Genomic DNA, 21,887 nt, shown 5'->3' on the forward strand with positions numbered 1-21,887 from the left:
CCCCAGGGGAGGATTCGCGCTTGGGGCGGCCCGACTCGTTCGATGATGAGGAAGACTTCGATGACATGTACATCCTTCGCTTGTTGAAACGTCAATCCACCGTAATTTTGGCGTCCTGGATCACCTGCGCCCACTGGTCCACTTCCGCCTGCAGGCGCTTGCGGGCGTCGTCGGCCGAGGCCGGCGCCACCGCGTAAGCGCCTTGCTGCAGCAGCTTTTCCTTGGTGTCCGGCATGACGAGAATCCTGCCCAGCGCGGCATTCAGCTGGTCGACGATGGGCCTGGGCGTTTTGGCCGGCACCAGCACGCCGAACATCGACGCGACATTGAAATTCGGCAGGCCTTCCTCGGCCGCGGTCGGCGTGTCGGGCAGCATCGAAATGCGCTCCGGCATCGTAACCGCAAGGGCGCGCAGCTGGCCGCTCTTGATGAAGGGCAGCGAGGCCGGCACGGTTTCCACCATGGTCAGCACCTGGCCGCCGACCAGGTCCGTCATGGCGGGACCGCTGCCGCGATAAGGCACGTGCAGCATATCGACGCCGGTCTGCCGCTTGAAGAGCTCGGCGGCCATGCGCTGCGGCGCGCCCGCGCCGGAGGACGCATAAGTCAGCTTGCCCGGGTTGGCCTTGGCGTAGGCGATGAGTTCCTTCAGATTGTGGATGGGCAGCTTGGGATTGACCACGAACACCAGCGGCACGGCCGCGATGGTGGCGACCGGCGTCAGGTCGCGCATCAGGTCGTAGGAGATGGTTTTCTTCTCCAGGGTGGCCATGATGGAATGCGAAGTGATGGCGCCCATCAGCAGCGTATAGCCGTCGGGCTCGGCGCGCGCCACGGCGTCGGCGCCCAGGTTGCCGCCGGCGCCGCCGCGGTTCTCCACGACGACCTGCTGCTTCAATTCTTCGGCCAGCTTCATCGCGATCACGCGGCCGACCACGTCCGTGGCGCCGCCCGGCGGATAGGGGATGACCAGTTTCAAGGGGCGGTCCGGATAGGCGGCCCGCGCGACCGGGGCCAGGACGGCGGCGCCGGCGGCCAGGGCCAGCGTACAGAAAGCGGCCAGCAGCCGTCTGCGCGGCGTCGGGTTGCGGTTGGGCATGGTTTGTCTCCGTGGGTTCTTGTGATGTGTTTTATGCGCCGGTTTCAGGGACGCCCGAACCGCCGGCGATGCACCGAAATGCCGAGGCGTATGCGGATTATTGGGGCGCGGGCCGCCGCATAGCGCAGCTTTTTCATGGTTCAAAGTGAAATTTTGTTCAGGTCCGGTTCGCGGCGCCCGGGCCTCGGTGGCGCGGTACGATGTCGCGCGGCGCATTACCGCGCCGCCCCACGCATCCGGATGCACCCTGCCATGAAAGACACGCCGCAGTCTTCGTTGCCCCAGGATTCCGACCCGACGCGAGCGCCAGCCGCGACGCCCGCGGGGACCGCGGGCGGGCGTGGCGAGGACGGCGCCGGCGGCGCGAGCAGCGTTGGCAGTACGGGCGGCGCGGGCAATACGGGCGACGCCGGCAACCCGGGCAACCCGGGCAACTCGGGCAACTCGGACACCGCGGACAACTCGGGCACCACGGGCAACGCGGCATCCCGCGCGGCTCACGCCAGCAGGCCGGCCGGCGCCACCGGCATCATGCCTTTATGGGTGCTGGCGCTCAGCACCACGCTGGGCATGCAGACCGTCGCGTCTTTCCTGGACATGAGCCTGCCCGTGATCGCGCCGCTGCTGACGGCCGGCGCCGGCCTGTCGCCGGAGCGCGTGGGCAACCTGTCGTCCCTGAACTCCCTGGGTACCGTCCTGTTCCTGCTGTTCGGCACGCCGCTGCTGGCACGCCTGGGACCGGTCCGCACGCTGCAGGCCGGCGCGTTGATGGCGGTGTTCGGCCTGGCCCTGGCGGCCACCGGCTATTGGCCGCTGCTGATCGTCGGCGCCATCCTGATGGGCATAGGCTACGGTCCGTCGCCGCCGGCCGGCAGCCGCATCCTGGCGGCGACCGCGCCACCCCGGCATCGCACGCTGATTTTCTCGATCAAGCAGGCCGGCGCGCCGGCGGGCGCCGCTTGCGCCGGCCTGATCCTTGCCCCGGCGGCGGCCGCCTGGGGCTGGGAAGGCGCCATGCTGATTTCCATGGCCATCGGCATCGCCGCGGCCTGCATCATCGCGCCGGCCCGCGCCGCGCTGGACACGGAGCGCGACCCGCGTCGCTCGATTCATTTGAAGGTGCTTATCCACCCGCGCGCCTTCGTCAGGCCCTATCGGGTGCTGCGCGCCGCGCCCTCGCTGTTCGCGGTGTCGGCGCTGGCGTTTTCCTTCGCCATCGTGCAGGGTTCGCTGTTTTCCTTTTCGGTCACCTACCTCGTGACCGCGCGCGGCATGCCGCTGGCCACGGCCGGCATCGCCTACGCCTGCATGCAGTTCGCCGGCGTCTTCGCCCGCATTTTCCTGGGCTGGCTGGCCGACCGCACCGGCCGGCCGGCGTACAACCTGACCATCCAGGCCTTTATCGCGGCCGCGCTGGTCGCCGCCTACGCGCTGCTGCCCGCATCGCCATCGCTGTGGCTGGCCGGCCTGGTCGCGGGCGCGGCGGGCTTCTTCGCCGCCAGCTGGAACGGCATCTATCTCGCGGAAATCGCGCGCCTCTCCCCGCCCGACAAGATCGTCGAGGCGACGTCCGCGTCGGTGCTGGTTTCCTTCCTGGGCTACTTCGCCGGCCCGTCTCTGTTTTCCGTACTGGTCACGCTGACGGCCAGCTACGAAACGCCCTTCTTCGTCGTGGCCGCCCAGCTGGCGCTGATGGCCGCCGTACAACTCGCGGTGCTGCGCCGGCGCACCCGCGCCGGCGCGGGCCACCGTTAGAAGCGGTGGCGTACGTCGAGGGTGCCGCTGTTCTGGCGATTGCCATCGCCGAACTGCCCGCCGTAGGTCAGGCCGACCGTGGTATTGCGGGTGACCGCCATATCCACGCCCAGCGTGACGACCGCCGCGTCGCGGGCGATCGGCGCGCCGACCACGCTGAACGACTGGCTGCCGTCGAAGGCCATGGTGGTCTTGGGATTCAGGTCGCCATACGAATGGCGCCAGCCCGCCGACGCATGCAGCCGGCCCTGCGCATTGCCGCTTTCAAAGGCATACTGCGCACGCAGGCCCAGCGTGGAGCTGCCGACCTGGTCATGGCTGCTCTGGCCCATCAACGCCGCGTCGCCGCCCGATTCACCGAAACCGCGCGTACGCTGGTCGCTGAAATCCGCGCCCACGAAAGGCTCCAGCGTGACACGGGTATTCAAGGGCAATGCATAGCCCAGCTCGGTGAAGAACTGCGTCGTGCTGGCGCTATACGAAGCCTTCAAATCCTGGCCGACGCCCGCGGCGTTCACATTGCGCTCGGTATCGATATCGTGCCAGGTATAGGCCGCGCCCAACGTCAGGTTGATCTTGCCGGGACCCGCCTCGAAGGCCTTGCCCCCATAGATCACGCCGCTGTAGCTGTCCACATCCGCGCGCGAGGACAAGCCCTTCAGGCTGCTATGGCTGCCGGTGTAGCCCACCGCGCCGCCCAGACGCCAGCCGCCGCCCACGCCCTGGTCGCCGCCGACGAACACGCCGCCGTCGGATTGACGGACCTTGGCGCTATCGTCGCCGCCCGACAGCGTGCGCCAATTGCCGAAGACCTGCGCCCACACAGGCTGGGCATCCGACTGCGGCAGGGCCGAGGCATCGCCCCTGCCCAGTTGCGCCGTCGGCGGCCCGGCACGCAGCCCCGCCGCCATATTGGCGCGCAGATGCGCCATGGGCAGGCTGACGACATTGCTGGTCACGCCGTTCAGCGTGTTCGCGACGCTGGCATGCGCTTCGCCGCTCAGGCTCTCGAACACGCCGGCCGGCGCGCCGTTGGGCAGGTTCAGTACACGGGAATACAAGGCGCTGCTGGTCGGCAGCGATTGCAGCGCGTTGGCCACCGAACGCTCGTTGGGCGTGTTGGCCAGATCGGCGAACTGGATCGGCCGCGTGGGATTGCCGCCGTTGCCGGAGCCGCTACCCGGGTTGCCCGGGTTCGCTGGCGTACCCGGGTCCACCGGCGTGCCGGGGTCGACCGGCGTGCCCGGGTCGACCGGCACATCCTTCAGGTTGACCACCAGGTTGACCTTGTTCGCATCGTACGTTAACGACGGTGCCAGGAAGGCGTAGTCGCTGCTGACTGCGCTGAACGTGCCGTTGATCCCGCCCGTGGCCTCGATGATGTTGTACGTAGTCGAAGCGGCGTAAGTCCCCTGCGAGCCCAGCTGCATCACCGAACCGCCCAACTGGGCCGCGCCGTTGACCATGACCTTGCTATGGGTGCCGTCCGGCGCCGCCGTGATGCGCAGCGTCGAGCCGGACATCATGTACAGCATGCCGTTGACCGTCAGCGTGCCCGTGGGCGAAGCGGCATTGCCAGGCGACAGCGTACCGCCGGTGCTTACCTGGGTCATGCCTACCTGGCCCGTACCCGACAGCGTGCCGGCGAACACGCCTACCGTGGCGCCGCTGAGATTGCCGTTCACTTGCAGCTCGCCCGCCGTCACCCCGACGATACCGGCGTAGGCGCTGCTGTTGCCGGTCAGCGTCAGCTTGCCCGTGCCGCCTTGCACGAAGAAGCCGGCGCCGCTGATGGTGCCGCCATAGACCACATCGTCGCTTCGATTGACACCGGCCGCGGCGTTCGGGCCGATCACCAGATCGCCAGGCAGGTTGCCTGTCGTGCCGCCGTTGCCGAACACCAGCGAGGCATCGCCGCCGACGGTGGTTATCCCGGTATAGGTGTTGTTGCCGGTCAGGATCAACTGGCCCGAACCGTTTACCGTCAGGCCGCCGTTGCCGTCGATGTTGCCATTGATGATGGCCTTGTCCGATTGCCCCACCACTTCGATGAGGCCGTCCGCATTCGACAAATGGACCGCGCGCTGCGAGTCGAAGGTGGTGCCGCTGATCTGCAGCGTGCCACCCTTGAAGGTGAGGTCGCCGGTGCTATCACCCAGCGCGCCGTCCGAGGTCACGGCCAGCTTGCCGCTGCTCAGGGTCCAGGGCGTAACGGCGGTCGTGGTGCCGGTCAGCGTCGCGGTGGACGAGCCGGTTTTTTCGAAAGCGTTGAAGCCGCGATACTGGCCGGTCGGGCCGACGTCGGATACGTCGAAGTTCTGGTCGGTAGTGCCGCCCAGCGCCAGCGTGCCGCCAGCGTTGGCCACCACATTGCCGAGGATGATGCTACCGCTGCGCAGCTCCAGGCGGTTATCCGTGCCGTAAAGATTTATCGCGTTGGCGCGTGTGACGCCGTCGCCCGAAACGCCGCCAACGATAGTCCCGCTGTTGATGATGCTCAGGTTGACGCCGAGGATGGCCTCGGCGCCGTCGCCCGCCCGGTAATTCGTGTTCGTGGCGCCATTGCCGCCGGCGCCGCCATTGCCGCCGGTGATCGTGCCGCTGTTCATGAGCGTGTTCCCGCTGCCGTTGAACATGATGCCGATCGCGCCCTTGCCCCCGGAGGCTTCGGCTACGTTCGAGGCATTCCTGGCACCATCGCCGCCTCTGCCGCCCTGGATCGAGCCGGTCGAACTCACGGTCACGTCGGCGTTGCCGTCCGAGAAGACCAGGCCAAAGCCGCCTTCGCCGCCCGACGCGCCGTAGTAGACACCGGTGCCATCATTGAGCAGCCCGGCCCCCGCCGCGCCGCCGTCGCCGCCTTTGATGGTACCGGCAATGACCAGCGTGCTGCCCGTGGTGCTGGTCAGGACGACGCCATTGCCGCCGGCGCCACCACCACCACCGGTACTGTAGGCAATTCCGTTATCGATGGCGCCGTCGCCCCCTTTGCCGCCGTTCCCGCCCGCATAGGTGGTACCGGAGCCCACCGTCATCGGAATGGCGTTACGCAGGATGGCCGTGGATCCGCCGCCGCCACCGCCGCCGGCGCCCCACGTGCCGCCATGACCGCCGGCGCCGCCGCCGCCGGAAGACAGCGAGGTATTGAAACCGCCGCTGGGTGACGTGGAGCTGCTCGCAGGGTGGCTCGCGGCCAGGCCGTCACCGCCGAACATGCCCGCGTCGCCGCCGTCTCCACCGTCATAGCCAGGCTCGTCTCCCGCTGCATCGGCAACGCCATGCAAACCGCCGGTGGCGCTGCCGAAGGTCGCCTGCTGACCATCGATCCCCGCCGCCCAGGCGGCTTGGGACGCCAGCGCCATCATGGCCACCGCAACGGCGCCCGCGAGCTTGTCGCGGTTGAACTTCGGAATGGGGGTCGCGCTTGCTTGGGATACTCGCGGGGACTGAGGCATCGTCACATCCAGGCTGGTCCGCATACTTCCGATCAATGGACGAACCTGAATGAGCGGCGTAACTGCAGAAATTGGGTAAGCCGCTCTAAGCGGGGTGCATCCGGATTGACGGGCGAGCCAAACAATTCTTAAGAATTTCTTGTTTTTGAGTAACAACTATGTCAATTTATATAAACTGAAGCGCATCAATCAGAAATAAACCCTCGACCACCGCTGCTTTCACGCTGGCCCTTGAGTGCATCGGGACGCGTCGGGGGTAGCCCTATCGAGGCGCCGGGGTAGCCCTATCGAGGCACCGGGGTAGCCCTACAAATGCGTAGGAATTATCGACGAGATATTTCAGATTGATTCTGTGGATATAAATCGATATATTTGCCCGTCCATTGCCGCCAGCGCGATCCGCATGCAGGTCCCCGGCAATGCCGGAGACATCGACGATGAGGAAGAAAGCAATCACCAGCGCGGCGGCGGTTCTGCTCTGCGTCCTGGCAACGGGCTGCGCGACCGAGCGCTCGCAGGCGGTCGCCGTACCCACGGTTGCCGCGGCCGCGGTTCCGTACCAGGGCGTCCGCAGCCCGATTTCGGTAGGCAAGTTCGATAACCGCAGCAGTTATCTGCGCGGCGTCTTTTCCGACGGCGTGGACCGGCTGGGCGGGCAGGCGAAGACCATACTGGTGGCGCAATTGCAGCGCACCGGACGCTTCCAGGTCATGGATAGGGACAATCTGGGCGAGATCGCGCAGGAAGCCGCCTTCAGCAAGACCTCCAGCAGCATCAAGGGCGCGCGATACGTCGTGACCGGCGACGTCACCGCCTTCGGCCGCAAAGTCACCGGCGACCAGCAGTTGTTCGGCATCCTGGGCCGCGGCAAGGAACAGGTCGCCTACGCCAAGGTCGATTTGAACGTCGTGGATGTGCGAACCTCCGAGGTCGTGTACTCGGTGGGCGGCGCGGGGGAATACACGCTATCGAACCGCGAAGTGCTTGGCTTCGGCGGCACCGCCGGCTACGACTCCACACTGAACGGCAAGGTCCTGGACCTGGCCATCCGCGAAGCCGTCGATCATCTGGTGCAAGGCGTGGAACAAGGCGCCTGGCGGCCGGCCGGGAACTGAGGAGTCCCGCGACCATGCCCGCCATGTCGTCCGTCATATCGTCAAAAGTCCGCGCCGCGCGCAAGTCGCCCGTGCCGCGACTGTTCGCTCTCTTCGCTATCGTGGGCGGGCTGACCGCCTGCGCCCCGCAGCAGAAGCCCTTGTACAGCTGGCAGGCCTACGAGCCGCAGGTGTATGCCTATCTGAAAGATGATGGCGCGGACTACGCGACGCAGGTCCAGGCGCTGGAAAACAACATCCAGACGGCCCGCGCGAACAACCAGGCGCTTCCGCCGGGTTTCCACGCCCACCTGGGGATGCTCTATCTGAAGATGGGCAACGGCGACAAGGCTGCCGAACAACTACAGAGCGAGAAGCAGGAGTTTCCCGAATCCGCGCCATTCATGGACTTTCTAATGCGCAATGCCGGCAAGCCTGGCTCAGGACAGGACCATCCCTTGGCCGCGCAATCCGTGGCAGCGCCGCCCGCGCCTCCAGCCGCCACCGACACCCGCAACGGGAGCTGATGACCATGTTCAGGATATTGACCCGTGCCGGCGTGCTGGCCATCGCCGCGCTACTGGCCGGCTGCGTGGCGCCCAACCGCAATGTGGACTATTCGGCGTTTCGCGCCAGCAAGCCGGCATCCATTCTGGTACTGCCGCCCTTGAACGTGTCGGTGGAGCCGGCCGCCGTGGCCGCGGTCCTGTCGCAGGCCACGCGGCCGCTGGCGGAGTCCGGTTATTACGTCGTGCCCATCGCTGTCATGGACGAGACTTTCAAGCAGAACGGCCTTGACGCGGCGGACGACATTCATCAGTTGCCTCCAGCCAAGCTGCGCGACATCTTTGGCGCCGACGCGGCCCTTTACATGACCGTCACGCAATATGGCGCGCGCTATGCGGTCATCAGCAGTTCAGTCACGGTCTCGATCGACGCCAAACTGATCGATCTGCGCACTGGCTCGACATTGTGGACCGGCAGCAAGACGATCGCCCAGGCCAATAGCAACAGCAGCGGCGGCCTGATCGGCCTGCTGGTGCAGGCCATGGTCGATCAGGTGGTCAACAACCTGTCCAACCGCAGTTATGCGGTCGCCGGAATGACCACGCAGTCGCTCTTGGGGGCGGGACAGCCCGGCGGCATCCTCTACGGCCCGCGGTCGCCGCACTACGAACTGCAGCAATAGCGGCTTCTGGAACCGGCGCGGCGGCGGGCAGCGGAAAAGACGCCGGCGGCGGCGCGGAGCAGGCACGCTGACAGCAGTGAGCGGGCGGCCGCCAGGCAGACCGGAGGGTGCCTGCGCGATAATGTCGCATCCGCGCCCCCGCGCCGTCCGTCGCGACGTCGGGCGCTTGCCTTCCCGTACCTCCATGCCCCGCTTACGACTCGATCTTCGAGGAAGCGTCTTCAAGGACGCCCTCGGCTTTACCTTTCGCCATTGGCGCCGCCAGCCGCTGCACGTAACGGCGATCGCCCTGCTCATGCTGATGTCCGCGGCCGCCGACGTCGTTACGCCCATGTACGCCGGCCGCTTGATCGACGCGGTCACCGGCGGCGCGGCCGCCGAGCCGGCGGTCTGGCATGGCGCGTTGACCGCGTTCGCCATTCTGATCGGGCTGGGCGTATTAAGCCTGCTTCTGCGGCAGTGCGCCTTCGCGACCATCTCCGCCATGACCGTGGCCATGATGAGCCGCATCTGCGCCGAGGCCTTCCAGCGCGTGCAGCGCTTTTCCAGCGACTGGCACGCCAATACCTTCGCCGGCTCCACGGTGCGCAAGATCACGCGCGGCATCTGGGCGCTGGACCTGTTGAACGACACGCTGCTGCTGGCGCTGCTGCCCACCCTGGTCATGCTGTCCGGGGCCGCCGTGCTGCTGGGCCTGCATTGGCCCGTCATGGGCCTGATCGTCGGCGTCAGCGCCCTGGTCTACCTGGTGGCCGTCGTCGCGCTGTCGCTGGGCTATGTGGCCCCGGCCGCACGGCTGGGCAACGCCTGGGATACGCGGCTGGGCGGCGCGCTGGCCGACGCCATCACCTGCAATGCCGTGGTCAAGGCCTTCGGCGCCGAACGCCGTGAAGAAGCCCGCCTGCAACGCATCATCCGCAAGTGGCGCTCGCGCACCTTGCGCGGCTGGCTGCGCGGCACGGTGAACGGCACCGCGCAGGGCAGCATGCTGGTGGTAATGCGCATCGCCATCGTCGGGACAGGCCTGCTGCTCTGGGCCGGGCAACGCGCCAGCGCGGGCGACATCGCCTTCGTATTGACGATGTTCTTCATCCTGCAAGGCTATATGCGCGAGCTGGGCACCAACATCCGCAACCTGCAGCGCTCCGTCAACGATATGGAAGAACTGGTGAGCCTGGAGCGCCAGCCGCTGGGCATCGCCGACCGCCCGGGCGCCGTGCCTATCACCATTACCGCGGGCGAAATCCGCTTCGACCACGTGACCTTCCAGTACGGCGGCCACACGACGCCGCTGTACCGGGATTTCTCCATACGCATCGCCCCGGGCGAACGCGTCGGGCTGGTGGGCCATTCCGGGTCCGGCAAGACGACCTTCGTCAAGCTGATCCAGCGCATGCATGACGTCAATGCCGGCGCCATCCTGATCGACGGCCAGGATATCGCGACGGTGCAGCAGGCGTCGCTGCGCGCGCAGATCGCGATCGTGCAGCAGGAGCCGATACTGTTCCACCGCAGCCTGGCGGAGAACATCGCCTATGCCCGTCCGGGCGCCTCGCGCGCGGAAATCGAAGCGGCCGCCCGGCTGGCCAACGCGCACGATTTCATCGCCACGCTGCCGCGCGGCTACGAGACGATGGTCGGCGAACGCGGCATCAAGCTGTCGGGCGGCGAACGCCAGCGCGTGGCCATCGCCCGCGCTTTTCTGGCCGACGCGCCCATCCTGATCCTGGACGAGGCCACCTCCAGCCTGGACAGCGAAAGCGAAATGCTGATCCAGCAGGCGATGGAACGCCTGATGGTCGGCCGCACCACGGTGGTGGTGGCGCACCGCCTGTCCACGGTGCGGGCGCTGGACCGGCTGATCGTCATGGAAAAAGGCCGCCTCATCGAAGAAGGCACGCACGACGATCTGGTCGCCATGCCGGACGGGGTGTACCGGCGTCTCTACGAACGCCAGGCCCTGTCGTTGACGCAACCGCTGGAGGAAGCGGACACCGCATTCCGCGCATGACCGCCGCATTAGCTGCCGGTGTCGCGGCGTTCCGGCAACCGGGCACCCGGCGTCCCGCACGGGCACCCGCTACCCGTCATCCGCCATCGGGTTGATAGCGCCCGCACCTGGCATGCGGCGTGCTAAGGGGCGGCGCGCCGTATCAGGATAGGATGTGCTGCCTTGACCCTGTTGCCTTGAACCGGCCCACCCCAGCTATTGGAGCGAGCATGCCCGATTCAGACAGCCACCTGCAGCACGGCGGCCTGGAGTTTCCCGACTTCATCATCGACAACTACAGCCTGTCGCTGCGCGACGACAAGGGCTTCGTCGGCGACAACGCCAGCCGGCCGGCATTCCAGGCAATCCTGGAAGCCTGGCGCAGGCTGTTCGAAGCGCTGCACGGCAAGGATCCCCTGGGCGACAAGCCGACCGAAGACATCCCCAAGAAGAAGCTGGACGTGATGATGCGGCGCGAAGGCGCGGCCGCGGCGGCGATCCATGGCGCGCTGGAAGACTACGCGGAACAGCTGGCCCGCGTCGTCAAGCGCTTCCTGGCGCAGAAGTCCTGGAAAGGCGTGCAGCGGATCATCATCGGCGGCGGCCTGAAACAGAGCGAGATCGGCAAGCTGGCGGTGGAAGCCGTGGCGCAGCGGCTCTTCCGCGATGACGTCCATGTGCAATTGCGGCTGCTGCATCACCACGCGGACGAAGGCGGGCTGATCGGCTGGCTGCACCTGATGCCGGCCGATCTGGCCGAGCGATATCGCGCAATGCTGGCCGTGGACATCGGCGGGACCAATATCCGTTGCGGGATCGTGCGACTGCCCAAGGACCGCGATCCGCGCAAGGCCAAGGTGGTGATCTCCGAGAAGTGGAGCCATGCCCGCGATGAGACCACGACCCGCAAGGAGCAGGTCGTCCAGGGCATCGCCGACATGCTGATCGAACTGATCGCCTACGCGCGCAAGCACCGGATCAAGCTGGCCCCATGGGTGGGGGTCGCATGTCCCGGGCGGATACGCCAGGATGGATCCATCAGCCGCGGCACGCAGAACCTGCCCGGAGATTGGGCGCACCGGGATTTCCACCTGCCGCGCGCGCTGTGCAAGCGCCTGCCCAGGATCGATGAGCAGCAGACCCAGGTGATGCTGCATAACGACGCCGTGGTGCAGGGCCTGTCCCAGCTGCCGTATCTGGACGATATCCGCCACTGGGGGGTGTTGACGGTGGGCACCGGCGTGGGCAACGCCCGGTATACGATGCGGCGGCGGCGTGGCGAAGACGCCGGCCATGCCGAGGAAGGCAGCCGGGAGGCAGGCGTGCGGAAGCACGCCCAGCCGCCGGCCGGCCCCGCCCTCAGAACGGCCGCGGCTAAAAAGGAAGCCGCGAAGAAAACCGCGGTGAAGGACGTCGCGGCCCAGAAACCCGCGGGGAAGAAACCCGCGGGGAAGAAAGTCGCGGCCGCGAAACCCGCCGCCAAGAAGGCGGCGATCAAAAAAGCCCCGGTTCGGAAGACCGCCGGAACCGGCAAAGCGACGGCGAAGAAAGCACGCTGAACCGGCGCCCGACCGACGGCGCGCGCCCTGTCCGGCCCGCGCGCCGTCGCGGGCACGCCGCATCAGGCGACCTGCGCCTCCAGCACCGGATAATCGGTATATCCCACCGGGCTGCAATTCTCTATGTCGTAGATCGTCGCACTATCCAGCGCATTCAAGGGCGCTTCGCGCCGCAGCCTTTCGACCAGGTCCGGATTCGCGATGTATGCCTTGCCGAAAGCCACCGCATCGGCTTCGCCGCGCGCGACGACGTCGGCCGCCGTGGCCGCATCGAAGCCGTCATTCGCGATGCACACGCCGCCGAACTCGCTTTTAAGCATCGAAAACAAGGCGCCCTCGCCCTGCGTTTCGCGGATGAACAAAAAGCCCAGCCGGCGTTCGCCCATCGCGCGCGCCACGTAGCCGAAAGTCCGCGCCGGGTCGCTATCGCTGATCGAATACGACGGCGAACGCGGCGCCAGATGCAGGCCGACGCGATTGGGACTCCAGACTTCCAGCACCGCGTCGATCACTTCCAGCATCAACCGCGCGCGGTTCGCCACGCTGCCGCCGTAAGCGTCCGTGCGGTGGTTGGTGCCATCCTGCAGGAACTGGTCCAGCAGATAGCCGTTGGCGCCATGTATCGTGACGCCGTCGAAACCGGCTGCCTTGGCGTTGCGCGCGCCCTGCCGGAAAGCGTCGACGATGCCGGGGATTTCGTCCAGCGCGAGTTCGCGCGGCACGACGTAGTCTTGCTTGGGCCGCAGCAGGCTGACATGGCCCTGCGCGGCGATGGCGCTGGGCGCGACGGGCTGGCGCCCTTGCAGCAGCAGCGGATGCGAAATCCGCCCGACGTGCCACAGTTGCGCCGCGATCCGGCCGCCCGCGCCATGGACCGCGTCGGTGACCAGTTTCCAGCCTTCGGTCTGGGCCTGGCTCCAGATGCCAGGCACGTGCGGATAGCCCACGCCGTCGTCCCTTACAGGTGTGCCTTCGCTGATGATCAGGCCGGCCGACGCCCGCTGTACGTAGTACTCGGCCATCAGCGCGTTCGGTACATTGCCGGGGGCTCGCAGCCGGGTCAGCGGCGCCATCACGATGCGGTTGGACAGATGCAGATCGCCGATGGAAAGGGGATCGAAGAGCGTCGTCATAAGGACATCCCTGTTGTGCGCGACCCCAGCCCGTACCGGGCCACGACGCCGCCGTGGAGAGGCGGACGGGGCTCTGCCCGCTACCGCCTCTCGTTGTTTAATGTTGAAACCATGGCGATCATACCCATCATGGTTTAAAATTGCAACCACAATATCGAGTGTCGGAAGCGTTCCCTCCGGGCGGCCCGGAAGCGTGTCCCGGAGGGACGCCCGAGACGGAGCCCGGCAGCGAAACCGAGAGGGAGACCGAAATGCGGCGCAAGCGCCTGTGCGAAGACCCCTGCCCCATCGCCCGCTCACTGGACGTGATCGGCGATTGGTGGAGCCTGCTGATCGTGCGCGAAGCCCTGCAGGGCACCTGCCGCTTCAGCGATTTCCAGCAGCATCTGGGGCTGGCGAAGAACATACTGAGCACGCGCCTGCGCAAGCTCGTCGAGCAGGGCGTGCTGGAAACGCGGCCGTCCGCGGAACGCAGCGACCATAACGAATATCACCTGACGCCCAAGGGACAAGGCCTGCAACCGGTGCTGCAGGCCTTGTACGCCTGGGGCAAGGAACACCTTTTCCCCGCGGCATAGCGACGCCTGGCCTCGCAAGCGCCGCCGCGCAAGGCGCCGGCCGATGTGCGCGCGGCCGGTGCGAAGAAGCGCCTCAACGCACGCGGCGATCGATGCTGTAGGCCCCGGCGCCGTGCAAGACCAGCTGCAGCAAGCCGCCGGCGATCGCCAGGTTTTTCAGGAAGTTGACCTGCTGGTTGGCATCGCTCCAGGCGCTATGGAACACCAGCGCCGTCACCACGGTGAAGACGGCCATCACGGCCGCCACCAGCCGGGTGCGGTAGCCCAGGATCAACAGCACGCCGCCGCCCACTTCGATCAGCAACGCCACGGCATAGGCGACCGCCGGCAGGGGAAGGCCGGCGGCAGTGATGTACGCGATGGTGCCGGCGGGAGCCGCCAGCTTGCCGATGCCGGCGATCAGGAATAGCGCCGCCAGCAGCACGCGGCTGATCAAGGCGCCCGGGCCCGTGGTATGGGTGCCGGCGACGGCGGCATCGTTGTAAGCAGTCTGGGTAGTCATAGGGGTCTCCCTTGGGAGAAAAATGAAGATGGCGCAGCTTAGGTCGTTGCGCTCCATATTCGGAAGCCCATATATTTCGATCCTATCCATCGAAAATATAGATACCTATGCTGGAAGCGATCTCCCTGGACCAACTGCGCACCTTCGTCGCCGCGGCCGAGGCCGGCAGTTTTTCGGCGGCGGGCCGGCAACTGCGCCGCGCGCAGTCCGTGGTCAGTCACACCCTGGCGAACCTGGAGACGCAAACCGGCGTCAAGCTGTTCGACCGGGGCGGCCGCTATCCCGTGCTGACCGAAGCCGGCCATGCGTTGTTGCGAGAAGCGCGCGCCGTCCTGAACGGCATGAACGCGTTCAAGGCCAAGGCCAAATCCATGGCCGAAGGCCTGGAGCCGGAGCTGACGGTCGTGATCGACGTCATGTATCCCATGCAGGCGCTGACCAAGGCCGTGGGCAAATTCCACCAAGCCTTTCCGCACACGCCGCTGCGCCTGTACGTTGAAGCGCTGGGCGGCCTGGTCAAACCGGTGCTGGACGGCACTTGCGCCCTGGGCGCGGTCGGCTCGCTGCCAACCATCCCCGACAGCCTGGCCACCGAGCCGCTGTTGGAAGTTCCCATGGTCAAGGTGGTCGCGCCGACGCATCCGCTGGCGTCCTTCGACGGCGAGCTGACGCGGCAGGAACTGGCCCGGCACGTTCAGCTGGTACTGACCGACCGCACCGATTTGACGGCCGGCAATCACTACGGGGTGTTCTCGCCGACCACCTGGCGGCTGGCGGATATGGGCGCCAAGCACGCCTTTCTATGCGCGGGTTTCGGCTGGGGCCATATGCCCCTGGCCATGGTGCAGGCACAGCTGCGCAGCGGCGAGCTGGTCGCGTTGACGCGGGTCAGCCCGGAATGCCATGTGCCGCCCATCACCGTCTACGGGGTGTATTGCCACGACAGGCCACCAGGACCCGCGGGCCGCTGGTTCCTGGAACAGCTGAAGGACGGCAGCCGCAGCTGCCCGACCACCCTGGAGGGCGCCTAGCCCTGTCCCGGACGCTTACTTCTTCCTGCCGACCGGATCCAGGCCGGTCTGCTTGACCACCGGCTGCGCCTTGGCGGACGCCAGGAATTTCAGCAGCTCCGCGGCTTCTTTCGGATGCGTGGAGCCGACCGGCACGCCGCCGGCGAAGCGGGTGATGGATTGCACCGAGGCGGGCACCTTGCCGACGAAGGTCACGCCCGGCACGGGCAGCAGTTCGGCGACCTGCTGGAAGCCGACCTCATACGTGCCGTCGGCCACCTTCGAGGCCACCGGGATCTTGGGCACCATCGTGGCCTTGGACTTGACCTGGTCTTCGATGCCCAGCTTCTTGAACATCTCCTTTTCGATGTAGACGCCGCTGGCGCTGTCGGAATAGGCGATGGACTTGGCGTTCAGCAAGGTTTTCTTCAGGCCGGCGACGGTGGAGATGTCGGGCTTGGGCTGGCCCTGCCGCACCACCATGCCGATGGGCGAATCGGCCAGTTCGACGCGCGAGGACTTGTTCACCTGGCCTTGTTTGATGAGGTCGTCCAGCGCGTAGCCGACCATGATCACGACGTCGGCCGGCTCATGCCGCGCCAGGCGATTGGGGATGGCTTCCGCCGATTTGCCCATGGAGGGGCCGTGCTCGGTGACCAGCGTATTGCCGGTGGCCTTGGTGAATTCCGGGCCCAGTTTTTCGTAGGCCGCGGAAAAGCCGCCTGAGATCAGGACGTGCAGCTCGGCGGCCTGTACGGGCGCGAAAGCGGCGGATGCGGCCAGCAGGGTACCGGCCAGGGCCAGGTTGCGCAGGGAAGTCTTCATGGTCTCCTCGGTGCTTAGCGTGGGAAAAAAACGTATGGTGGCCGCTCGAAATACGCGCCGGCGCGGCGATGGCGGGCCACGGTGGCAAGGTGGCAAGGTGGCAAGGTGGCAAGGTGGCACGGTGGCAAGGTGGCAAGGTGGCGTGGTGGCGTGGTGACGTGGCGGCGCGATGGCGTGGCGGCGCGGCGGCACCGCGCCATGGTCACGGTGGCGCGGCAGTCAGGTCTGCGCCGCCATGCGCGCGGCCGCGCGGCCGCGCGTGTACAGGGCCAGCGTCGCGGCGAATGCACAGACCGCGGCGAAGGTCATCCAATAGCCCGGCGCCGCCCGGTCGCCCGTGGCATGGATCAAGGCGGTGGAGATCTCCGGCGTAAAGCCGCCGAAAACCGCCGTGGCCAGGCTATACGCGACGGAGAACCCCGCCACCCGCACGGACGCCGGCATGATTTCCGCCAACGCCACGACCATCGCGCCGTTATAGACCGCGTACAGGAAGGACAGCCACAGCAAGACAGCAAGCATCTTGCCGAAGGTCGGCCCGTCCGCCAGGAAGGTCAGCGTCGGATAGGCGGTGACGATGGTCAGGGCGGTCATCGCCAGCAACACCGGCTTGCGGCCGACGCGATCGGAGATCGCGCCGCCTATGGGCAGCCAGATGAAGTTGGATACGCCGACGCACAACGTCACCAGCAGGCTGTCGGACGTGCTCAGATGCAGCACGGTCTTGCCGAAGGTGGGTGCGTAGACGGTGATCAGGTAGAACGCCGTCGTCGTCATCGCCACCATCAGCGCGCCGCCTATCATCAGCTTCCAGTTCGCCACCAGCGAGATCCACGACTCGCGCAAGCCGGGCCGGTGCGTGCGCGCCTTGAAGACCTGGGTTTCCTCCAGGCGGCGGCGCAATACGAAGATGAAGGGGATGATCAGGCAGCCCACGAAGAAGGGAATGCGCCAGCCCCAGGCCGCGATGGTCGCGGAGTCCATCCAGCGATTCAGGGCGAAGCCCAGCGCCGCGGCCACCACGATGGACACCTGCTGGCTGCCTGATTGCCAGGCGGTGTAGAAGCCCTTGCGTCCCGGCGTGGCCATCTCGGCCAGGTAGACGGAGACGCCGCCCAGTTCCGCGCCGGCGGAAAAGCCCTGCAGCAGCCGTCCCAGCAGGACCAGCAGCGGCGCCACCGGGCCGATCGCCGCATGTCCCGGCACGAAGGCGATCAGGATGGTGCCGCTGGCCATCAGCGACAAGGTGACGATCAGGCCTTTGCGGCGGCCGACGCGATCGATATACGCGCCCAACACGATCGCGCCCAGCGGACGCATGAGAAAGCCCGCGCCGAACACGGCGAAGGTCTGCATCAGGGAGGCGAATTCGCTGCTGGCGGGAAAAAACACGGCGGCGATCTGCGTCGCGTAGAAGCCGAACAGGAAGAAGTCGAACTGTTCCAGGAAATTGCCAGCCGTGACGCGCACGACCATGCGCGCCAGGGTAAAGGCGGAGGGTCGTTCCGCCGGTGAGGATTGCTGCATGTTCTTGTCCTAATGGGAATGCCGGGGAATGCGTAGCCCCGCCCCAGGCACGTTAGTCCGCCAAGCTGACCAGCGCATTAAAGCGCGTGGTAAGGATGGGGGCGCCCGGCGAGGGGCGCCCGGCCAGGGTAGCGGCGTCGGCGGCACGCCTATCGCCAGGCAGGGACTGGGGACGTGCGGCAAGGGCGTAATCACCAGCCGCGCCTGGCTCTATCCCGATCACGTCTTCCGGGCCCCCCCCGGGGCGAGCCCATCGCCCGGGAGCTGGGGCGCATCACCCGCGTTGAATAAAAGCGCAGCGCACACATTCCAAAACTTTTTCCACGAAAGTTATATGTCCGGCCGATGGCATCGCCGCCTTTCGGGCCCATCTGTGCCGGTACGGCCGCGTCTGTACCGGCCGGGCCCGCCGCTTGCTCTGCGCTAGGCCGAATAAAGACCTAGGGGAGAAGCGATATGTCCACGATCTCGTCATCCACCCAGCAGCCGTCCGGCTCGGATACGCCCCTGGCCCGCGTCATGGGCCCCAAACTGCTGCTGCTGTTCATCGTCGGCGACATCCTGGGCACCGGCGTCTATGCGTTGACCGGCCAGGTCGCCAAGGAAGTCGGCGGCGCGGCCTGGCTGCCCTTCCTGGTAGCGTTCGTGGTCGCCTTGCTGACCGCCCTGTCCTACCTGGAGCTGGTGACCAAATATCCGCAGGCCGCCGGCGCCGCGCTCTATGTGCACAAGGCCTTCGGCGTGCACTTCCTGACCTTCATCGTGTGCTTCACGGTGATGTGCTCCGGGCTGACCTCGGCCGCCACCGCATCGCGCGCCTTCGCGGCGAACCTGTTCGCCGCGCTGGGCATGGACCCGGGCGCGGAGATGGTCACACTGGGCGCATTGGGTTTCCTGGTCCTGGTGATGCTGCTGAACCTGCGCGGCGCCGCGCACGGCATCAAGACCAACGTGGTGCTGACGCTGATCGAACTCAGCGGCCTGCTGATGGTGATCCTGCTCGGCTTCTACGCCATCGCCGGCGGCCAGGCGGATTTCTCCCGCGCGATCGCCTTCGATACGCCGCAGGACAAGAGCGTCTTCCTCGCGGTGACCTCGGCCACGACGCTGGCTTTCTTCGCCATGGTGGGATTCGAGGATTCCGTCAATATGGCGGAAGAAACGCATTCGCCGAATCGCATCTTCCCCAAGGTCATGCTGACGGGCCTGGGCCTGACCGCGGTGATCTACGTGCTGGTGTCGATCTGCGCGGTGGCGCTGGTGCCGGTGGGCGAGCTGGCCGCCAGCAACACGCCGCTGGTGCTGGTGGTGCAACGCGCCGCGCCCGGCCTGCCCACCGACACCATCATGCCCGTCATCTCCATGTTCGCGGTCGCCAACTCCGCGCTGATCAATATGATGATGGCCAGCCGGCTGCTGTACGGCATGGCGAACCAGGGCGTGCTGCCGTCGTTCCTGTCGCGCGTCCACCCGCGCAACCGCACGCCGTGGGCGGCCATCATCTTCACCACCGTGATCGGCCTGGGCCTGACCGTGCTGGTCGCGCGCGCGGAATCGCAGGCCATCCGCGCATTGGGCGGCACTACCGCGCTGCTCCTGCTGGCCGTGTTCGCCTTCGTCAACGTCGCGGTACTGGTACTGCGCCGCGACCGCGTATCGCACGAGCATTTCCGGGTGCGGACCCTGGTGCCGTGGCTGGGGGCGGCCACCTGCCTGTTCCTGGTCACGCCGATGACCGGCCGGGATCCCATCCAGTACCAGGTCGCCGGCTGGCTGTTGCTGCTCGGTGTGGTCATGTGGGGAATCACCGTGTTGACCCGCCGCCGCGCCGGCGGCATGCGGCTCGACCCGGAACGGCTGGATCCGGAGCGCCAGGAGTAAGCGCCGCGCCGTGCGCCGGTAGGGGGATACACCCATTTTCAGCTGGCCGACAGGCGCGCGGCGGATAGTGCGCGCGTGACCGCCGCTTCCACGGCGCGGCCGCCGCATCCCCACCCGCAGAGGCAAGCATGAACGCGCACTCCCCTCGCCCCTCAAGCAACGCCGCATTGGGCATGTTCTGCGTACTGTTGCTCTCCTACGTCGTCAACGCCATGGACCGGCAGCTGTTTTCGGTACTGGCCACCGACGTACGCACGGCGCTGGGCCTGGACTTGCCACAGGTCGGCCTGGCGGCGACGGTGTTCACCCTGGGCATGGGGCTGGCCGGTGTGCCTACGGGCTATCTGCTGGACAGAATGTCGCGCCGCGCGGTCGCCATCATCGGGTTGGTGGTCTTTTCCGCCGCGACCTACCTGACCGCATACGCGACGGGCCTGGCAGACCTGCTGGTCTATCGCTTCATTTCCGGCCTGGGCGAAGCAATGCAGTTGACGGCGCTGCTGGCCATCGGAACAACGTACTTCCATGCGCATCGCGCGGTGGCCGCGAGTTCGCTGAATTTCACTTTCGGCATCGGCGCGGTGCTGGGACCCAACATCGGCGCGGCAATCCTGGGCGCCACCCATTGGCAGGCGCCCTTCATCGTATTCGGGCTGCTGGGCGCGGTGGCGCTGGTGCTGATCCTGCTGCTGGTGCGCCCCTGGTTCACTGAAGTGCGCGCCTCGGACGATGCCGTTGCCGAAACCGGCCGCGCCGAAACCGGCGTGGCCGATAGCGTATGGTCATGGACGCCGATGACGCTGGCGCTGGCCACCGTATTCGCGGGCCTGTCGATCTACGGCTATCTCGGCCTGTATCCGACCTATCTGCGAGAAGCGCTGGGCTTCGCGCCGCGTCAGGCGGCGCTGGCGGTCAGTTTCTACGGCTTCGGCGCGCTGCTTTCGCTGCTGGGTGGCTGGCTGGGCGACCGCTACAACTATCGCAGGCTGCTGTGCGTGTCGCTGCTGCTCTCGGCCATCGCCGGAGGACTGCTGTTCACCGGGCTGCAGAAATCGCTGGCGCTGCATATCGGGTTTTCCTTCGTCTTCGGCGGCGCGATCAGCGGGATGGCCTATGCCAATCTGTCCGCCGGCATCATCAAATCGGTCACGCGCGCCAAGGCCTCGCAGGCGTCGGGGCTGTTCGTCGCGGCGCTGTACATACCGGCGGCTTTTGCCGGCTATCTGTTGGGCGAACTGAAGGTGCTGTTCGGCTGGACGCCCGCCGGCGTCGCGCAGGTGGCCGGCTGCGCCGTCATCGCGGCGATCCTGTCCATCGTCGCGGCCGCTGGCGCCAGGTCGGCCAACCAGCCCGCCGGGGCACGAATCTGACGGCGAGTCGCCATGCCGGCGCCGACGCGCGGTCCATCGAAGGCCAAGCCGTGCCGGCCGGCGTGCGCACGGCCTGGTAGCGAACGGCCGGCGCAACGCGAGTAAAATGCCCGGGCCGGCCGCCGCGCCAGGCGCACTCCAACCCTTACTGCCGCCATGCCCGTGCACTACCTACGTGCGTTGACCAGCCCCGGCCGCACGACCGAAAGCAACCGCCGGCTGGGACGCTCGCTGGCCTTCGTCGCGGGCGCGGCGAACGCCGGCGGCTTTCTGGCGGTGGGCCAGTACACCTCGCACATGACCGGCATCGTGTCCGCGCTGGCGGACCACGCGGTGCTGGGCGACCTATCCCTGGTCGTCGCCGGCCTGTGTTCGCTGCTGGCCTTCACGATCGGCGCGGGGGTCTCGGCCATTCTCATCAATTGGGGCAGGCGGCGCGGCGCGCAAAGCGAATACGCCATGCCCTTGATGCTGGAAGCCGCGCTGCTGCTGGTTTTCGGCCTGCTGGGCGCGCAACTTGAACAACACCGCATGCTCTTCGTGCCGGCCACCGTCGGCCTGCTCTGCTTCATCATGGGCCTGCAGAACGCCATCATCACCAAGATCTCCAAGGCGGAAATCCGCACCACCCACATGACGGGCGTGGTCACCGACATCGGCATCGAACTGGGCAAACTGCTCTACTGGAATGTCGGCGACCGCGGCGCCGACAACAAGGTGATGGCCAATCGATCGCGGCTGCGCCTGCTGGGGTCCTTGCTGGCCATGTTCCTGCTGGGCGGCGTGGCCGGCGCGCTGGGATTCAAGCACATGGGATTTATCGCGACGGTGCCGCTGGCCGCGCTGCTGATCGTGCTGGCCATCGTACCGGTGTTCGATGACCTGGCCGCGCTGGGCCGGCGGCCCTGAGGGACGGCGGT

At 66.9% G+C, this 21,887-nt stretch carries 17 protein-coding genes; 11 read left to right on the forward strand and 6 right to left on the reverse strand.

Annotated elements, in window-relative coordinates; all coding sequences use genetic code 11:
- Positions 1-91 precede the first annotated feature (91 nt).
- The gene (locus tag ACNA0R_RS13055; protein WP_415826440.1) at positions 92-1,099 is read right to left on the reverse strand and encodes a Bug family tripartite tricarboxylate transporter substrate binding protein; all 1,008 of its coding nucleotides are present in this window, start codon (positions 1,097-1,099) and stop codon (positions 92-94) included.
- 252 nt (positions 1,100-1,351) lie between these two features.
- Here ACNA0R_RS13055 and ACNA0R_RS13060 point away from each other — a divergent pair, with 252 nt between their 5' ends.
- Entirely contained in the window at positions 1,352-2,854 is a 1,503-nt protein-coding gene (locus ACNA0R_RS13060) for an MFS transporter (protein WP_415826441.1), read from the forward strand.
- On the opposite strand, the gene ACNA0R_RS13065 is transcribed toward ACNA0R_RS13060, so the two are convergent.
- A complete protein-coding gene (locus ACNA0R_RS13065) occupies positions 2,851-6,309 on the reverse strand; it encodes an autotransporter family protein (RefSeq protein WP_415826442.1) in 3,459 nt (1,152 codons plus the stop codon). The genes ACNA0R_RS13060 and ACNA0R_RS13065 overlap by 4 nt on opposite strands.
- Positions 6,310-6,746: 437 nt before the next feature.
- Here ACNA0R_RS13065 and ACNA0R_RS13070 point away from each other — a divergent pair, with 437 nt between their 5' ends.
- The 5 genes from ACNA0R_RS13070 (at position 6,747) to ACNA0R_RS13090 (ending at position 12,141) form a co-directional block, all read left to right on the forward strand.
- The gene (locus ACNA0R_RS13070; RefSeq protein ID WP_415826443.1) at positions 6,747-7,424 is read left to right on the forward strand and encodes a CsgG/HfaB family protein; all 678 of its coding nucleotides are present in this window, start codon (positions 6,747-6,749) and stop codon (positions 7,422-7,424) included.
- Positions 7,425-7,438: 14 nt separating this feature from the next.
- Positions 7,439-7,930 (forward strand): DUF4810 domain-containing protein, encoded by a 492-nt coding sequence (locus ACNA0R_RS13075; protein WP_415826444.1) that lies wholly within the window; start codon positions 7,439-7,441, stop codon positions 7,928-7,930.
- Between the two features lie 5 nt (positions 7,931-7,935).
- Positions 7,936-8,592, forward strand: a complete 657-nt coding sequence (locus ACNA0R_RS13080; RefSeq protein WP_415826445.1) for a DUF799 domain-containing protein — start codon at positions 7,936-7,938, stop codon at positions 8,590-8,592.
- Between the two features lie 184 nt (positions 8,593-8,776).
- Positions 8,777-10,603 carry an ABC transporter ATP-binding protein gene (locus ACNA0R_RS13085; RefSeq protein WP_415826446.1) on the forward strand — a complete coding sequence of 609 codons (1,827 nt, stop codon included), beginning with the start codon at positions 8,777-8,779 and terminating at the stop codon, positions 10,601-10,603.
- A gap of 209 nt (positions 10,604-10,812) precedes the next feature.
- Positions 10,813-12,141, forward strand: coding sequence for an ROK family protein (locus ACNA0R_RS13090; RefSeq protein ID WP_415826447.1), 1,329 nt, complete (start codon positions 10,813-10,815; stop codon positions 12,139-12,141).
- A gap of 62 nt (positions 12,142-12,203) precedes the next feature.
- Here the strand turns inward: ACNA0R_RS13090 and ACNA0R_RS13095 are convergent, their stop codons facing one another.
- A complete protein-coding gene (locus ACNA0R_RS13095) occupies positions 12,204-13,274 on the reverse strand; it encodes an alkene reductase (RefSeq protein WP_415826448.1) in 1,071 nt (356 codons plus the stop codon).
- A 251-nt stretch (positions 13,275-13,525) separates the two neighbouring features.
- On the opposite strand from ACNA0R_RS13095, the gene ACNA0R_RS13100 reads away from it, so the two are divergent.
- Positions 13,526-13,852, forward strand: coding sequence for a winged helix-turn-helix transcriptional regulator (locus ACNA0R_RS13100; RefSeq protein WP_415826449.1), 327 nt, complete (start codon positions 13,526-13,528; stop codon positions 13,850-13,852).
- A gap of 73 nt (positions 13,853-13,925) precedes the next feature.
- On the opposite strand, the gene ACNA0R_RS13105 is transcribed toward ACNA0R_RS13100, so the two are convergent.
- Positions 13,926-14,354, reverse strand: a complete 429-nt coding sequence (locus ACNA0R_RS13105) for a DoxX family protein (RefSeq protein WP_415826450.1) — start codon at positions 14,352-14,354, stop codon at positions 13,926-13,928.
- Positions 14,355-14,461: 107 nt separating this feature from the next.
- Here ACNA0R_RS13105 and ACNA0R_RS13110 point away from each other — a divergent pair, with 107 nt between their 5' ends.
- Positions 14,462-15,385: a LysR family transcriptional regulator gene (locus ACNA0R_RS13110; RefSeq protein ID WP_415826451.1), complete on the forward strand. Its 924-nt coding sequence runs from the start codon at positions 14,462-14,464 to the stop codon at positions 15,383-15,385.
- A gap of 15 nt (positions 15,386-15,400) precedes the next feature.
- Here the strand turns inward: ACNA0R_RS13110 and ACNA0R_RS13115 are convergent, their stop codons facing one another.
- Positions 15,401-16,189 carry a substrate-binding domain-containing protein gene (locus ACNA0R_RS13115; RefSeq protein ID WP_415826452.1) on the reverse strand — a complete coding sequence of 263 codons (789 nt, stop codon included), beginning with the start codon at positions 16,187-16,189 and terminating at the stop codon, positions 15,401-15,403.
- 219 nt (positions 16,190-16,408) lie between these two features.
- Positions 16,409-17,716: an MFS transporter gene (tcuC, locus tag ACNA0R_RS13120; RefSeq protein ID WP_415826453.1), complete on the reverse strand. Its 1,308-nt coding sequence runs from the start codon at positions 17,714-17,716 to the stop codon at positions 16,409-16,411.
- A gap of 456 nt (positions 17,717-18,172) precedes the next feature.
- Between tcuC and ACNA0R_RS13125 the strand changes: the two genes are divergently transcribed.
- The 3 genes from ACNA0R_RS13125 (at position 18,173) to ACNA0R_RS13135 (ending at position 21,876) form a co-directional block, all read left to right on the forward strand.
- Complete coding sequence (locus ACNA0R_RS13125) at positions 18,173-19,597, forward strand: APC family permease (RefSeq protein WP_415826454.1); 1,425 nt, start codon at positions 18,173-18,175, stop codon at positions 19,595-19,597.
- A gap of 128 nt (positions 19,598-19,725) precedes the next feature.
- A complete protein-coding gene (locus tag ACNA0R_RS13130; RefSeq protein ID WP_415826455.1) occupies positions 19,726-20,967 on the forward strand; it encodes an MFS transporter in 1,242 nt (413 codons plus the stop codon).
- Positions 20,968-21,123: 156 nt separating this feature from the next.
- Positions 21,124-21,876, forward strand: a complete 753-nt coding sequence (locus ACNA0R_RS13135; RefSeq protein ID WP_415826456.1) for a YoaK family protein — start codon at positions 21,124-21,126, stop codon at positions 21,874-21,876.
- Positions 21,877-21,887 lie beyond the last annotated feature (11 nt).

Origin of the sequence: Bordetella sputigena (assembly GCF_965137885.1) — a bacterium.
GTDB classification, from domain to species: Bacteria; Pseudomonadota; Gammaproteobacteria; order Burkholderiales; family Burkholderiaceae_B; genus Bordetella_C; species Bordetella_C sputigena.